Consider the following 14,929-nt stretch of genomic DNA (forward strand, 5'->3'; position numbering starts at 1 on the left):
TTATGTCGCCTTTCAAAGGTCAAACCGGTCTTAAACGCATCCTCAATGCCTCGGGATACTCCCTCGATGGCCTGCGGGCCGCCTTCACCGGCGAAGCTGCGTTTCGTCAGTTGGTGCTGCTCAACGCGATTCTGATCCCCGTGTCTTTCCTGCTGAATGTCAGCCGGGTCGAGCGGGCGTTGCTGATCGCGGTCTGCCTGTTGGCATTGATTGTCGAATTGCTCAATTCGGCGGTCGAGGCGGCGATCGACCGCATCTCCCTGGATCGCCATCCTCTGTCGAAAAATGCCAAGGACATGGGCAGCGCCGCACAACTCGTGGCCTTGAGCATGATCACCGTGGTCTGGGCAGTCATCCTGATTTAAGGAATGCTCGGCAGCACGATCTCGTCGCTGCGCTGCACTCCGGCGGTAAAGGAGCGGCAGAGCTCGAGGAATTCGCGCATCGCCGAGGTCTGGTACTTCTGTTTGTGCCAGATGAAGTAGAACTGCCGGGCCAGGTCCAGGTCCGGCGTCTCTACCGGGACCAGGCTGCCGCGGCGAAAGGCGTCGCGCAGTGCCAGCCTGGAAATGCAGCCAATCCCCAACCCCGACTCCACCGCGCGCTTGATCGCTTCGGTGTGTTCCAGTTCGAGTCGGATATTCAGTGCGCTGCGATGATGACGCATGGCCTGGTCGAAGGTCAGGCGAGTGCCCGAGCCTTGTTCGCGCAGAATCCAGGCTTCGTGGGTCAGTTCCTCCATGCTCGCATGGCCGCGTTTGGCCAAGGGGTGCTGCGGGGCGCAGAACACCACCAGCTCATCCTCGACCCAGGTTTGCACTTCGATGTCCGGGTGGCTGCAGTCGCCCTCGATTAGACCCAGATCAATTTCGTAGTGGGCGACCTGTTGCACGATATGCGCAGTGTTCTGCACATGGAGTTTGACCTGGCTCTCGGGGTGGACTTGCATGAAGCTGCCGATCAACAGGGTCGCCAGGTAGTTGCCGATGGTCAGGGTCGCACCCACCGACAACGAGCCGAAGCCGGATTTGCCGTTGAGCAGGTCTTCGATTTCCTTGGCCTGGTCCAGCAACGCCACCGCCTGGGGCAGCAGCTGTTTGCCCAGGGCGTTGAGGCTCAGGCGTTTGCCGGCGCGATCGAACAGCTGGCAACTGGATTGCCGTTCGAGCTCGGTGATCGAAGTGCTCGCCGCGGATTGGGAAAGGGCCAGCAGGCCGGCAGCACGAGAAACACTCTCTTGCTGGGCGACGGCGACGAATACTTGCAGTTGACGGAGAGTGAATCGCATATCGATATAACCGATAACCCTTATCTTAATAATCCAGTTAACAGATATTGTCGCCGCCATTAGAATGCTGTGCAATTGCGCTCGGCTCGCCTGTCAGAGCGTGCGCTGACAACTTTCCAGGAGTCCCCCGTACATGAGCAACATGAACCACGAGCGTGTCCTCAGTGTTCACCACTGGAACGACACTCTGTTCAGCTTCAAGTGCACCCGCGATCCGGGCCTGCGCTTCGAGAACGGTCAGTTCGTGATGATCGGCCTGCAACAACCCAACGGCCGCCCGCTTATGCGCGCTTACTCGATTGCTAGCCCGAACTGGGAAGAGCATCTCGAGTTCTTCAGTATCAAGGTTCCCGATGGTCCGCTGACTTCCCAGCTGCAGCATTTGAAGGAAGGCGATGAGATCATCATCAGCAAGAAGCCTACCGGTACCCTGGTACTGGACGACTTGAAGCCTGGCAAACACCTGTACCTGCTCAGCACCGGCACCGGCCTGGCGCCGTTCATGAGCGTCATCCAGGATCCGGAAACCTACGAGCGTTTCGAGAAAGTGATCCTGTGCCACGGCGTGCGTTACGTCAACGAAGTCGCCTACCGCGAGTTCATCACCGAGCACCTGCCGCAGAACGAATTCTTCGGCGAAGCGCTGCGTGAAAAACTGATCTACTACCCGACCGTGACCCGCGAGCCGTTCGAGAACGAAGGCCGCCTGACCGACCTGATGCGCAGCGGCAAGCTGTTCAGCGACATCGGTCTGCCGCCGATCAACCCGCAGGACGACCGCGCCATGCTGTGTGGCAGCCCGAGCATGCTCGAGGAGACCAGCGAAGTACTCAACAGCTTCGGCCTGACCGTTTCGCCACGCATGCGCGAGCCGGGTGACTACCTGATCGAGCGCGCCTTCGTCGAGAAGTAAGCGACTCGCAGCACAGAAAAAGCCCGCGTTGCCTGAGAAGGCAGCGCGGGCTTTTTCGTTTCCGGCCGGCTGTCAGCGCGCTGGAACCACTTCCAGGACCTGGATCAGGCCCGGCTGCGGATAGTGCCAGCGCACGTCCAGGTCCCAGAATTGCGCGCCGTATTCACGCTCTGGAGTGGGTGTCTGGTAGGCCGGGCGCGGGTCCTGGGCCAGGCATTGTTCGATCAGCTCCACCAGCGGCTCCTGCAGGCGTTGAGCGTGCGTATGGGCCTGTTGCAGGGCGTTGTCGCTCCATTGCACCGGGATCAGCTCCGGCGCCGCGCTGGCGATGCTGTTGCTCGCGCTGTCGATGATGTCGGCATAGGGCACGTAGGGCTTGATATCGAGAATCGGCGTGCCGTCCAGCAGGTCGATGCCGGAGATCCACAGGCGATTGGCCTCGACTTTGTCCAGCTTGACCACCGACTGGCCGATGCCGTTGGGGCGGTGAGTGGCGCGGGTGGCGAATACGCCCATGGACTTGTTGCCGCCCAGGCGTGGCGGGCGGACCTTGAGCCGCGGTTTGTCTTCCAGCGCCTGGTGAAACAGGAACAGCAGCCAGACGTGGCTGACCTGTTCCAGGCCCTGCACCGCGTCGCCCTGGTCGAAGGGCGCCACCAGCTCCAGCACGCCACGGGCCGCCGGGGCCAGTTGCGGCTGGCGCGGGATGGCGAACTTTTCCTTGAAGCAGGAGCGTACGAAGCCGATGGGGGAAACGCTGTAGGTCATGGTCTGGGGTCGAGACGGGGTAGGGGCCGCCATGATAACCCGCGTTGACCTGTAGCCGCTGCCGCAGGCTGCGGCTACAGGTGGAGTCAGAGGCTGAACCCACCATCCAGCGGAATGATATTCCCGGTCATATAGGCCCCGGCGGTGCTCGCCAGGCTGATGGCCAGGGCAGCCATTTCCTCCTCGCGGCCCCAGCGTTTCATCGGGATCAGCGCCGTATCCTCGGCCAGGGCCTGCTCGTCGTTGCCGATATGCTGGGTCATCTTGCTCGGAAAGCGCCCGGGGGCGATCACGTTGACGTTGATGTGCTGGCTGACCAGTTCGCGGGCGAGGATCCGCGACAGCTGGTGCAGCGCCGCCTTGCTCGGGCCATAGGCGTACGCCTGTTCGCCAAAGGAGGAGATCCCGGCCACCGAGCCGATATTGATGATGCGCGCCGGATTGGCCGCGGAGCCCGCCTTGCGCAATAGCGGCAGGAATTGCTGGATGCAGCTGAACACCGAGGTCACGTTCAATTGCATGACCTTTTCCCAGCCCTTGACCGGGTAGCTTTCCAGCGGCGCCCCCCAGGTGGTGCCGGCGTTGTTCACCAGGATATCCAGTTGATCGACCTGGGCTTCGAGGCGGGAGACGAGTTGCTGGATGCCTTCTTCGCTCGCCAGGTTGGCGGACAGGGCGTGGCAGCTGCCCAGGGCCCCGAGCTCCGTCGCGGTCTGCTGGCAGGCCTCGGCATCGCGGGCGCAGACATAGACAGTGGCGCCGGCCTCGACAAAAGCCTTGGCGATCATCTTGCCGATGCCGCGGGTGCCGCCGGTCACCAGGGCGGTACGGCCTTGCAGGGAAAAGTAGGGATGCATGGCGAATCCTGAGGGTTGAGGGTCAGTGCATACCCTAGTCGTCAGTCGCGATGAGCGGAGCCATTATTGTGCGGAGGAATGAAGGGTCATGCATGGCGGTGGCCGAGGGTGGCCACCGCGAATCGAGGGGCAATCAGCCGCGAATGCGCAGGGTCAGGCCCTTGAGGAAGTTGCGCAGCAACTGGTCGCCGCACGGGCGGTAGTTGGTGTGGCCGAACTTGCGGAACAGCGCGCTCAGCTCGGGCTTGGACACCGGGAAATCGGCGGCCTTGAGAATGGCGTGCATGTCGTCTTCCTTCAGCTCGAAGGCGACCCGCAGCTTCTTCAGGATGATGTTGTTGGTCACCGGCAGTTCGATCGGCAGCGGCGGACGGCTTTCGTCCTTGCCACGCTTGAAGATCACCAGGCCGTCGAGGAAGTGCGCCATGACCTCGTCCGGGCAATGCACGAAGCCTTCTTCCTCGTCCTTTTTCAGGTAGCCGACGATGTCGTTCAGGCTCACTTCAAAGCCGGTGAGCTTGATGATCTCGACGACCTTCTTGTCGCTGATGTCGAGCATGTAGCGCACGCTGCGCAGTACATCGTTATGAATCATGTCTACAGTCCTGGTCTGTTCACGTTGAGCGCCGCAGGCAAGCGCGGCGTCTGAATGGGTGTCGGCCTAGAATTTCTCTTTGGCAGACAGGTAGCGCCATTGCCCGACCGGCACCTTGCCGATGGAAACCCCACCGATACGGATGCGGCGAATGGCGACGACCTTCAGGCCTACCGCTTCGCAGAGCTGGGCGATCACGCCCGGTTGCGGGTTCTTCATGGCGAAGCGCAGGCGGTTTTCGTTCTGCCAGCTGGCCTTGACCGGCGGCAGTTCCCGGCCCTTGTAAGTCAGGCCGTGGTTCAGGCGGTTGAGGCCGTGGGCGACCATCTCGCCTTCCACCTCGACCACGTATTCCTGCTCGATCTTGGCCGCATCGGCGGTCAGCTTGCGCAGGATCTTCCAGTCCTGGGTGAACACCAGCAGGCCGCTGGCGTTGGCTTGCAGGTCGGCGCTGGCGGTCAGGCGCAGGAAGTGGCCCTTGAGCGGCCGTTTGCCGAAGCGGTGTTCCTCGGACAGGCTGGCGGCGCCCAGCGACTGCATGGCGCTGTCGACGTCCTGGCCGGCCGGCACGTTCAGCAGCAGGGTCACCGGCTCCGGTGCGGTGGCCTTGGCCTGCGGGTCGAGCTCGACTTTCTGGGTGTCGACCTTGAACTGCGGCTCGTCGATGACCTCGCCATCCACGGTGACCCAGCCGCCCTCGATGAACAGCTCAGCCTCCCGGCGGGAGCAGCCGACGAGTTCGATGAGGCGTTTGGAGAGACGAATCGGGTCAGTCATGACAGGGGCCGTAACAAAAGGGGGCAGGCATTGTACCTGCCCGGCGCCGGTTAATCGCGGGTCCATTTGCCCGCTGTGGCTTTTAGCCGCGCAGTGCCTGCTGCTGGGGCTGTTTCAGACGCATGTGCAGCAGCGGGTAGGGCTGGCCCATGCCGTCGTGCTCGGAGCGGCCGATGATCTCGAAGCCCTGCTTGAAGTAGAAGCCCAGGGCTTGCGGGTTCTGCTCGTTGACGTCCAGCTCGTCGGCGTTCAGGTGTTCGATGGCGTACCTGAGCAATTGCTTGCCCAGGCCCTGGCCGCGATGGTCGGGATCGATGAAAAGCATCTCGATCTTGCCGGCGGCGACCCCGGCGAAGCCGGTGATGTGCTGGCGCTGGTCCCGGGTGCAGATCAGCATCACCGCATCCAGATAGCGGTTCAGCACCAGGTTTCTCAGCAGTTCGATGTAGCTGTCCGGCAGGAAGTCGTGGGTGGCGCGCACCGAGGCTTCCCAGACCCGGGTCAGTTCCGGGTAGTCGCTGTGTTTCGGGGTATGGATGACCGAATGATGGCGCATGCCGCCTGCTCCTGTGTGGTGACGCATCCGTGGTCCTGAGCAAACGATAGACGTAAAAAAGCCCCGCATCTCACGAAGAGAGCGGGGCTGTGCGGTTTTTTACGCCTTACAGGACTTCGGCCCACAGGTCGTATTCGTCGGCGTCGGTCACCCGGCACCAGACCTTGTCGCCTGGCTTGAGGTCGCCGGCACCGTCGATGAACACGTTGCCGTCGATTTCCGGGGCGTCGAAGAAGCAGCGGCCCACCGCGCCCTGTTCGTCGACTTCATCGATCAGCACTTCGATTTCCTTGCCGATGCGCTGTTGCAGGCGCGCCGAGCTGATTTCCTGCTGGTGCGCCATGAAGCGCTCCCAACGGTCCTGCTTGACCTCGTCCGGGACCACTTCCAGGTCCAGGTCGTTGGCCGGCGCACCTTCCACCGGCGAGTACTGGAAGCAGCCGACGCGGTCGAGCTGGGCTTCGGTCAGCCAGTCGAGCAGGTACTGGAAGTCTTCTTCGGTTTCGCCGGGGAAGCCGACGATGAAGGTCGAGCGGATGATCAGCTCGGGGCAGATCTGGCGCCAGTTCTTGATCCGGGCCAGGGTCTTGTCTTCGAAGGCCGGGCGTTTCATGGCCTTGAGCACTTTCGGGCTGGCGTGCTGGAACGGGATGTCCAGGTACGGCAGGATCTTGCCGGCGGCCATCAGCGGGATCAGCTCGTCGACGTGCGGGTACGGGTAGACGTAGTGCAGACGGACCCAGACGCCCAGGGTGCTGAGGGCTTCGCACAGCTCGGTCATGCGGGTTTTCACCGGCGCGCCGTTCCAGAAACCGGTGCGGTACTTGACGTCGACGCCGTAGGCGCTGGTGTCCTGGGAAATCACCAGCAGTTCCTTGACTCCGGATTTGACCAGGCGCTGGGCCTCGTCCAGCACATCGCCGACCGGGCGGCTGACCAGCTTGCCGCGCATCGACGGGATGATGCAGAAGCTGCAGCTGTGGTTGCAGCCTTCGGAAATCTTCAGGTACGCATAGTGACGCGGGGTCAGCTTGATGCCTTGTGGCGGTACCAGGTCGATCAGCGGGTTGTGGTCCTGTTTCGGCGGCACCACTTCGTGCACCGCGCTGACCACTTGCTCGTACTGCTGCGGACCGGTCACGGCCAGCACGCTCGGGTGCACGTCGCGGATATTGCCTTCTTCCACGCCCATGCAGCCGGTGACGATGACCTTGCCGTTTTCCTTGATGGCTTCGCCGATCACTTCCAGGGATTCGGCCTTGGCCGAGTCGATGAAACCGCAGGTGTTGACCACCACGACGTCGGCGTCCTGGTAGGTGGACACCACGTCATAACCTTCCATACGCAGTTGCGTGAGGATGCGCTCGGAATCGACCAGCGCTTTCGGGCAACCCAGGGAAACGAAGCCGACCTTGGGGTTGGCTGGCGCGGTAGGGGTGGACATGTCTAACCTCGGTATAGGTGTCGGGTCGCTCGGCGATCTGGATAAAACCGCTGGCGACGAACGGGCGCTAGGGGCGCCTCTGATCAAAAAGTGCGCAATTCTAGCGACGGCTGGCGCACTTGACCAGCTTTATGCAGGGAAATACGACGAGTGCTGCGTTATGCTTCGCGCCGTTGCGCCCGGGTGAATTCTTATAGTCAACAGAACGTCTGTAACTGTAAGTAAAAGGGTGCATGCTGCATGGGCATTCACGAGAGTCTTGCAAGCTTAGCGTTGTCTTGAATGTCATGCCTTTTATAAGAAGCCCCGATCTGGGTAGTAGGAGTGGTGGATGGGTCAGGCAAGTAGTCAGGCGGTAGGCAGCGAGCATTCCAGGGCCAGGCCCCTGGGGATGCTGGTGGCGGCGGTCGGGGTGGTTTATGGCGACATCGGGACCAGCCCGCTTTATACCTTGAAGGAGGTATTCGCGGGGCATTACGGGGTTCCGGTCAACCACGACGGTGTGTTCGGCATTCTTGCATTGATCTTCTGGTCGCTGATCTGGGTGGTCTCGATCAAATACGTGTTGTTCATCCTGCGGGCCGACAACCAGGGCGAGGGCGGCATCATGGCCTTGACCGCCCTGGCCCGGCGGGCGTCGACGCCCTATCCGAGGCTGCGGGTGGTTCTGGTCATCCTGGGCCTGATCGGCGCGGCCTTGTTCTACGGCGACAGCATGATCACCCCGGCGATTTCCGTATTGTCGGCGGTAGAGGGGCTGGAGATTGCCTTCGACGGGCTCGAGCACTGGGTCGTGCCGATGGCGCTGATCGTGCTGGTGGCGCTGTTTCTGATCCAGAAGCACGGTACCGATCGCATCGGCAAGCTGTTCGGACCGGTGATGGTCCTGTGGTTCGTGACCCTGGGTGGGCTGGGGGTCTACGGCATCGCCCAGCATCCGGAAGTGCTGCAGGCGCTGAACCCGGTCTGGGGTGTGCGGTTCTTCATCGTGCATCCGGGCATGGGCGTGGCCATTCTGGGCGCCGTGGTGCTGGCATTGACCGGTGCCGAAGCGCTGTACGCCGACATGGGCCACTTCGGTCGCAAGCCGATCGCCCGCGCCTGGTTCGCCCTGGTGCTGCCGGCGCTGGTGCTCAACTATTTCGGCCAGGGCGCCTTGCTCCTGGAGAACCCGGAAGCGGCGCGTAACCCGTTCTATCTGCTGGCACCGAGCTGGGCCCTGATCCCGCTGGTGGTGCTGGCCACACTGGCCACCGTGATCGCCTCCCAGGCGGTGATCTCCGGCGCGTTCTCCCTGACCCGCCAGGCGATCCAGCTGGGTTATATCCCGCGCATGTACATCCAGCACACTTCCAGCGCGGAGCAGGGGCAGATCTACATTGGTGCGGTGAACTGGGCGCTGATGGTCGGTGTGATCCTCCTGGTGCTGGGCTTCGAGTCTTCCGGCGCACTGGCTTCGGCCTACGGCGTGGCGGTGACCGGGACCATGCTGATTACCAGCATCCTGGTGTCGGCGGTGATGCTGTTGCTGTGGAAGTGGTCGCCGGTGCTGACGGTGCCGATCCTGGTGGGCTTCCTGCTGGTGGACGGGCTGTTCTTCGCCGCCAACGTGCCGAAAATCTTCCAGGGCGGTGCTTTCCCGGTAGTGGCGGGGATTGTGCTGTTCGCCCTGATGACCACCTGGAAGCGCGGCAAGGAACTGTTGATGGAGCGCCTCGGCGAGGGCGCGTTGCCGCTGCCGATCTTTATCAACAGCATCCGTGTGCAGCCGCCGCATCGGGTCCAGGGCACCGCGGTGTTCCTCACTGCACGCTCCGACGCCGTGCCCCATGCGCTGTTGCACAACCTGCTGCATAACCAGGTGCTGCACGAGCAAGTGGTGTTGCTGACCGTGGTCTATGAAGACATCCCACGGGTGCCGACGCAACGGCGCTTCGAGGTGGACTCCTATGGCGAAGGCTTCTTCCGGGTGATCCTGCACTTCGGTTTCACCGACGAGCCGGACGTGCCTGAAGCGCTGAAGCTGTGCCACCTGGACGAACTGGACTTCAGCCCGATGCGCACCACCTACTTCCTCAGCCGCGAGACGGTCATCACCTCCAAGATCGTCGGCATGGCGCGCTGGCGCGAGACGCTGTTCGCCTTCATGCTCAAGAACGCCAACGGCAACCTGCGCTTCTTCAAGCTGCCGGTGAACCGGGTGATCGAGCTGGGTACGCAGATCGAGATGTAAGCTGGCGCGACAGCAGAAGCCCCCGTCACCTCAGTGGTGACGGGGGCTTTTTTGTGGCCCTTGTAGGAGCGAGCTTGCTCGCGAAGATGGCCAACGATAATGCGTAGGCATTGAAGAAATGCGCTGTGTTTGAGTTTTTCGCGAGCGAGCTCGCTCCTACAGAAGAACTGCGGTCAGGCCTGATCTTTGGGCGAGCTGGTCATAATCTCAACACCTTCACCACGTCATCAATCACGGCCTTGCCCATGGCCGTCAGGTAATGCGCAGCCCAGGCGTGGCGGTCGGTGTCTTTGGTGTAGGCGGCGTCCTCGGCAAAGGCCTTGGCCAGGAACAGCAGGTCGGAGGCTTGGGCCAGGGCGTCGCCAATGGGGACGCCGGCGCTGACGTGGAACAGCGGGCGTTCTGAGCAGTAGAGGAAAGGGGTTAAGCCGACTGTTGTCAGGTTTGAAGATTGGGGCGGATTTGCATTGTTCATGGACCAACTCCTGAATTTGAGGAGCTGCCACGTTCGTTTCCAAGCGAATGGGTGGCAGCTGTACGCAGGTTGGAAAACCGGGAATCCAGGAAACCGGCAGACCCGAAGGTCTCCCACGCACAGCCGCCATAACTGATGGATTGCAGGCGCTAAATTCGCCTGCAATCACTATGGGGTGCTAGTTGCCCAGACTCTTCGGGTTTCCAAGCCCGATCGCTGAATAGTCAGCGACGTCTGGAGCCTATCCCGTCGAAGCGAAGGCCAACAAGGCAGCAAAGTGCTCTAGCGCATCCCCTTACGCAATGTTCGGAGTTTGCCTACAACCTCCGCGGGAGTCATCCGGCATTGCGATGTTTCACCTTCGTTTGGCACCTTGAGGCGTTCCGGCAGCGTGCTGGCGGGGAGGTTCCAACGGGTCGGCCTTGCGTTTTCAGCAGGCGTAAAAAAGCCCCTGCAACCATCAGGCTGCAGGGGCTTTTGATACAACGGCAATCAGATCACTCGTCGGCGACCTTGTCCTTACCCTGGCGTTTCTCGATGACGTTGACCAGGCGCTGGGCCAGGGCCGGGTAGTTCTCGTCGAAGTGGTGGCCGCCCGGTAGCTTCATGGCTTCGCCGACGGCGGTCTTGTCGGTGCAGCCGCTTTCGTCGACTTCTTCCTCGCCATAGATGCACACCACCTTGGCCGCTGGCAGCTTGGCCATTTCCGGGCCGGTGGCGGCTTCCTTGCCAGCGTTGCCCAGCCAGCCTTCGACTTCGATCTCGAAGCTGCCGGTGCGGGCGAAGGCCAGCAGGATAATGGCGTCGACCCGCTGCTGCTCGGCTTCCGGCAGTCGGTTGTAGATGGCCGGCAAGACATCGGCGCCGAACGAATAGCCGGTCAGCACGAAGCGCTTGGTGCCCCATTTCTGCCGATAGTGCTGCATCAGTTCGGTCAGGTCGGTGGCGCTCTGTTCCGGGGTCTTGTGCTGCCAGTAGTAGCGCAGGGTGTCGATGCCGACCACCGGGTAGCCGATCTTGGCCATCTCGCCGGCCACGTCGCGGTCCAGGTCGCGCCAGCCGCCGTCGCCGGAGAGGAACAGGGTCACGGTGTCCTTGGCCTGGCCGGCCGGTACTTCGACCACCGGGATGTTCAGGCCGCCGTTGTCCGAGCCCACCAGCAGCTTGCGCAACTCGTTGTTCAGTACCTGGGGCAGGTGAATGTCGTAGTCGCTGATGCTGGTGGTGGCATTGGGGGTGTCACGCACGAAGCCGGCGCTTTCGTCATCCGGGTTGTCGTTCCAGGCCACCAGCCAGTGGCCGTGGGCCAGGGTCTTGGGCAGTGGGTCGGTGCAACCCGGAGCCGGGTTGATGGTGAAGCCCACCGACACGGCCTGGGCCTTGTCATCGTTCTGGGTGGCGATCCAGCGCCAGGCCAGGGCGGCGCCAGGGCCGATGCCGCTGACCAGGGTCGCCGGGCCCTTGAGTTGGCCAAGGGCGTTCTGCAGGGCTTGTTCCTGCAGCTTGCAATCGTCCTTGGGCAGGATCACCTGGACGATCTGCGCCGCGCCGCCGCGGCTCAGGGCCATGAGTTGAGTATCGGTCAGGGCTTCGTCGGCGAGGACGGCCACGGCGACCCGGGCCTTGGCCTGGGCGGCCGGGGTGACGCGGGTCAGGGTCGAACCATCGGTCTGGGCCAGGTGTTCCAGGGTCGGTTGGGGCGCCGGACGATTCCAGTACCAGTAGCCGCCTCCCGCTATCAGGGCAAACACCACCAGAGTGGCCAGTACATACCGCCAGGAGCGTTGAATCATCAGCGTTTCACCAATCCAGTCAGGCCGCCCGCAATCAGGGCGGCGGTATCGGCCAGTGCCACCAGCGGATCCAGTCCGGCGGGCACGGCCATGTAACGAGGTTCCCAGTCAGGCTGGAATTTGTCTTTGAAACGGCGCAACCCTTGGAAGTTGTACAGCTGCTCACCCCGACGGAAAACCATCGATCCAAGGCGCTGGGTCAGTGGCGCGCCACGCCGGGGTTGCAGGCCCGACAACGGCACCATGCCCAGACTGAAGCGGGCATACCCATGGTTTTTATAATGCTGGATCAGGCCGACCATCATGAACTCCATGGTCAGCTTGGGAGCCTCCGGGTGGGCGCGCATCAGGTCGAGGCTGGCCAGGTCATGGCTGTAGGTCTCGAGCAGGTTGGCGAAGGCCACCGGACGTCCTTCAAAACGAATGATCGCGATACGGAAATGCTTGAGGTAGTCCTCGCTGAAACGTCCGAGGGAGAAGCCTTTCTCGCGGACATTCTTGCCGGTCAGCCAGGCATCGGAAATGACTTTCAGTTCGTCCATCGGCGCGTGCCCGGCCTCATGGATTTCCAGCGACAGGCCGTCCCGGGTGCCACGGTTCCAGGTGTAGCGCAGGTCCTTCATCTCCTTGCCCTTGGCTTCGAGGTCAAAGCGATTCAGGTCGACCCGGGCCTCTTCGCCAAGCTTGATCGCGGTCAGGCCGATGTCCATGTAGTACGGCAGGTTTTCCGCGCGCACCTGGTAGAACACCGGACGCGCATGGTGGACGTCGCACAGGTCGCGGAACTGCCAGATCATCTCGGCCCGTTGCTGGGTCGGGCCAATCGGGTCGTACAGCGCCACCAGGCTGCGGCCGCGCCGGGCATACATGAGGAAGGCATCGTCGTTGGGGTGGAACAGCAGGGCCTTGTCGCCGGTCAGGGACAGGCCGCCATCGGGCTGGGACGAGGCCATGAGGATCTTCGCCGCGCGGTCCAGTTCCTCGCCATTGGGCAGGTGAATCACCGGGCGCGCGGTGCGCAGCAGCCAGGTCAGGGACACCACCACCAGCAGTACCGCGGCCCCCAGCAGCGAACGCAGGCCCCGCGGGGCATCGGCGTCGAGGGTGAACTGCCACCACAGCTGATGGCTGTAGGGCACGTCCTGGTAGGCGAACAGCAGCAGCCAGATCGACGCACCCAGCACACAGACGCTGGCCACCAGGTACAGCGGCGAGAACGGCAGTTCGGTGAGGCGGCTCGGCCGGTAGAAGGAGCGCCGGAAGATCGCCAGCAGGCTGGCGGTCAGGGTCATCAGGCTGGCTTCTTCCCAGTCGAAGCCCTTGAGCAGCGAGAGCACCGCGCCGACCAGCAGCAGGATGGTGGTGAGGATCCAGGCCGCGGACAGGCGCCGGCGCAGGCCCTGGGCCAGCAGCAGGCAAAGCACTCCGACCAGGCTGGCGCCGAAGTGCGAGGCATCCACCAGGCGGTGCGGGATCAGAAAACCGATGTGTTGCAGGCGGGTGTCGATTTCCGGAGTCACGCCGGAAAACAGCAGCACCACGCCGGACAGGAACACCAGTACCGCGAGGATCGGCGCCGCCAGGCCCGAGGCCGCCCGCAGCGATTGACGGGTCTGGAACAGGCGCTGGGCTTCATTGATCAGCAGCAGGACGCAGGCCACCAGCATCGGCAGGATCACGTAGATCAACCGGTACAGCAGCAGGGCGGCGGCCAGTGGCGCCGCGCCGAGCTTGTCGGCGAAGGCGGCCAGCAGAATCGCTTCGAACACCCCGACGCCGCCGGGTACATGGCTGAGCACGCCGGCCGCCAGGGCCAGCAGGTAGACCAGCAGGAAGGCGCCGAAGGGCGGTGCTTCGGGCAGCAGCAGATACAGCACGGTGGCTGCGGCGGCGACGTCGAGGGCGGTGATCAGCAGTTGCAGGAGCGTCAGGCGGCGTCCCGGCAGGCGCAGGGTGCGGCGCCCGGCCTTGACCAGCAGGTTGTCCGGCAATGGCTGTTCGGGCAGGCGGCGCCGGTAGATACCGATGACCAGGATCGCGCAGAGCAGCAATACGGCGCCGGCAATGCTGGCCAGCAGGCCTTCGGAGAGGCGCAGGGCGGCGGACGCGGCGGGCAGGTTGCTCAGGGTCGCCAGGGCCGCGAGCGGTGGCAGGGCGCAACCCAGGGACAGGCTGGCGAACAGCGTCATATGGGCGACGTCGCCAGCGCCCACGCCATGCCGGGCATAGAGTCGGTAACGCACCGAGCCACCGGAGAGCAGCGACAGGCCGATGGCGTTGCCGATGGCAAAGGCGGTGAAGCCCCCCAGGGCCAGGGTGCGCGGCGGCAGGTTCACCCCGGCGTAGCGGCTGGCGGACCATTCGTAGCCGAGCAGGATGACGAAGCCGACCACGGTCGCGGCCAGTGCGCCGAGCAGGGCCGGTTTAGGCACGTCGAGGATCGAGTCATGCAGGGCATACAGATCCAGCTCGCTGAGCAGGTGGCGACAGGCAATCAGGGCTATGCCGAACAGCAGCAGGGTCACGACCATGCCGATCGGCTGGCGATATTTGCTCAACAGTTCCAGCCAGCGCAAGCGGGTGGCCGCAACCGGTTGGTTCGTTGTAACGGTATCGGTGTCTTGTGAGTCAGACGAGTTGGCGCGCATCAATCACCTCGTGGATTGTGCGCGACAGGATGGGGGTATCCAGCCAAGTTACCAATCCCTGCAGAAAAAATAGTTTCAAATATTAACGCGTCTCACCATGGCCCTGCGAGCCCGGACGGCCAGCGTTTTCAAGCGGCAGCCTGGCAATGAGCATAGCGGGTTGGAAAGAGTGGGGGAGGTGACTGACGGTTCACGGGAGATTGCCAGGTCATTGTTGCGAAAAGATTTTTCCGACAGATACAAAAAAGGCCACTCTTTCGAGTAGCCTTTTTTGATGTTTGGTTGCGGGAGCCGGATTTGAACCGACGACCTTCGGGTTATGAGCCCGACGAGCTACCAGGCTGCTCCATCCCGCGTCTGTGTGGCGGCATTCTACAGACGAATGCTGGAGTGTCAACCGTTAATGATCCATTGAGTCAAATAAGTGTTGAATGACTCGCAAGGCGGGTTAAGTCCCGGTGGTGCAAAGGGTTTTGTTTTTTGCGCGACATCGCGCAAGGCATGGCGATAAAAGCGGCGCGCACAAAAAAGGCCACTCTTTCGAGTAGCCTTTTTTGATGTTTGGTTGCGGGAGCCGGATTT

The 14,929-nt window shown here is 62.6% G+C and carries 13 protein-coding genes and 1 tRNA gene; 3 read left to right on the plus strand and 11 right to left on the minus strand.

What is annotated here, in order from left to right; all coding sequences use genetic code 11:
• The first annotated feature begins 2 nt into the window (after positions 1 to 2).
• Positions 3 to 365, plus strand: coding sequence for a diacylglycerol kinase (locus tag PVZ80_RS22620; protein ID WP_009047331.1), 363 nt, complete (start codon positions 3 to 5; stop codon positions 363 to 365).
• Here the strand turns inward: PVZ80_RS22620 and PVZ80_RS22625 are convergent.
• Complete coding sequence (locus PVZ80_RS22625) at positions 362 to 1,288, minus strand: LysR family transcriptional regulator (RefSeq protein ID WP_009047332.1); 927 nt, start codon at positions 1,286 to 1,288, stop codon at positions 362 to 364. The two genes, PVZ80_RS22620 and PVZ80_RS22625, sit on opposite strands and share 4 nt — an antisense overlap.
• A 133-nt stretch (positions 1,289 to 1,421) precedes the next feature.
• Between PVZ80_RS22625 and fpr the strand changes: the two genes are divergently transcribed.
• Positions 1,422 to 2,201, plus strand: a complete 780-nt coding sequence (gene fpr / locus PVZ80_RS22630) for a ferredoxin-NADP reductase (RefSeq protein ID WP_009047333.1) — start codon at positions 1,422 to 1,424, stop codon at positions 2,199 to 2,201.
• A 72-nt stretch (positions 2,202 to 2,273) separates the two neighbouring features.
• Here fpr and tsaA read toward each other — a convergent pair whose 3' ends face one another.
• The 6 genes from tsaA to rimO all read right to left on the minus strand — a co-directional run bounded on the left by tsaA (position 2,274) and on the right by rimO (position 7,198).
• A complete protein-coding gene (tsaA, locus tag PVZ80_RS22635; RefSeq protein WP_273864654.1) occupies positions 2,274 to 2,969 on the minus strand; it encodes a tRNA (N6-threonylcarbamoyladenosine(37)-N6)-methyltransferase TrmO in 696 nt (231 codons plus the stop codon).
• Positions 2,970 to 3,055: 86 nt separating this feature from the next.
• Positions 3,056 to 3,826 carry an SDR family oxidoreductase gene (locus PVZ80_RS22640; protein WP_038630765.1) on the minus strand — a complete coding sequence of 257 codons (771 nt, stop codon included), beginning with the start codon at positions 3,824 to 3,826 and terminating at the stop codon, positions 3,056 to 3,058.
• Positions 3,827 to 3,959: 133 nt separating this feature from the next.
• Positions 3,960 to 4,421: a DUF1456 family protein gene (locus PVZ80_RS22645; protein WP_009047336.1), complete on the minus strand. Its 462-nt coding sequence runs from the start codon at positions 4,419 to 4,421 to the stop codon at positions 3,960 to 3,962.
• Between the two features lie 66 nt (positions 4,422 to 4,487).
• Positions 4,488 to 5,198 (minus strand): rRNA pseudouridine synthase, encoded by a 711-nt coding sequence (locus PVZ80_RS22650; protein WP_009047337.1) that lies wholly within the window; start codon positions 5,196 to 5,198, stop codon positions 4,488 to 4,490.
• A gap of 82 nt (positions 5,199 to 5,280) precedes the next feature.
• The gene (locus tag PVZ80_RS22655; RefSeq protein ID WP_009047338.1) at positions 5,281 to 5,754 is read right to left on the minus strand and encodes a GNAT family N-acetyltransferase; all 474 of its coding nucleotides are present in this window, start codon (positions 5,752 to 5,754) and stop codon (positions 5,281 to 5,283) included.
• Positions 5,755 to 5,860: 106 nt separating this feature from the next.
• Entirely contained in the window at positions 5,861 to 7,198 is a 1,338-nt protein-coding gene (gene rimO, locus PVZ80_RS22660; protein WP_016702026.1) for a 30S ribosomal protein S12 methylthiotransferase RimO, read from the minus strand.
• A gap of 391 nt (positions 7,199 to 7,589) precedes the next feature.
• On the opposite strand from rimO, the gene PVZ80_RS22665 reads away from it, so the two are divergent.
• Positions 7,590 to 9,431 carry a potassium transporter Kup gene (locus PVZ80_RS22665; protein WP_371920935.1) on the plus strand — a complete coding sequence of 614 codons (1,842 nt, stop codon included), beginning with the start codon at positions 7,590 to 7,592 and terminating at the stop codon, positions 9,429 to 9,431.
• 199 nt (positions 9,432 to 9,630) lie between these two features.
• Here PVZ80_RS22665 and PVZ80_RS22670 read toward each other — a convergent pair whose 3' ends face one another.
• From PVZ80_RS22670 to PVZ80_RS22685, 4 genes are all read right to left on the minus strand, one after another.
• Positions 9,631 to 9,906: a DUF3077 domain-containing protein gene (locus PVZ80_RS22670; protein WP_016702028.1), complete on the minus strand. Its 276-nt coding sequence runs from the start codon at positions 9,904 to 9,906 to the stop codon at positions 9,631 to 9,633.
• Positions 9,907 to 10,403: 497 nt separating this feature from the next.
• Positions 10,404 to 11,699, minus strand: coding sequence for a virulence factor family protein (locus PVZ80_RS22675; protein ID WP_273864583.1), 1,296 nt, complete (start codon positions 11,697 to 11,699; stop codon positions 10,404 to 10,406).
• On the minus strand, positions 11,699 to 14,347 hold the full coding sequence (gene mprF, locus PVZ80_RS22680) for a bifunctional lysylphosphatidylglycerol flippase/synthetase MprF (protein WP_009047343.1): 2,649 nt from the start codon (positions 14,345 to 14,347) through the stop codon (positions 11,699 to 11,701). Before mprF ends, PVZ80_RS22675 begins: the two co-directional genes overlap by 1 nt.
• A 279-nt stretch (positions 14,348 to 14,626) precedes the next feature.
• A tRNA-Met gene (locus tag PVZ80_RS22685) sits at positions 14,627 to 14,703 on the minus strand.
• Positions 14,704 to 14,929 lie beyond the last annotated feature (226 nt).

The organism is Pseudomonas sp. B3G-3 (genome assembly GCF_028640915.1).
GTDB classification, from domain to species: domain Bacteria; phylum Pseudomonadota; class Gammaproteobacteria; order Pseudomonadales; family Pseudomonadaceae; genus Aquipseudomonas; species Aquipseudomonas chlororaphis_I.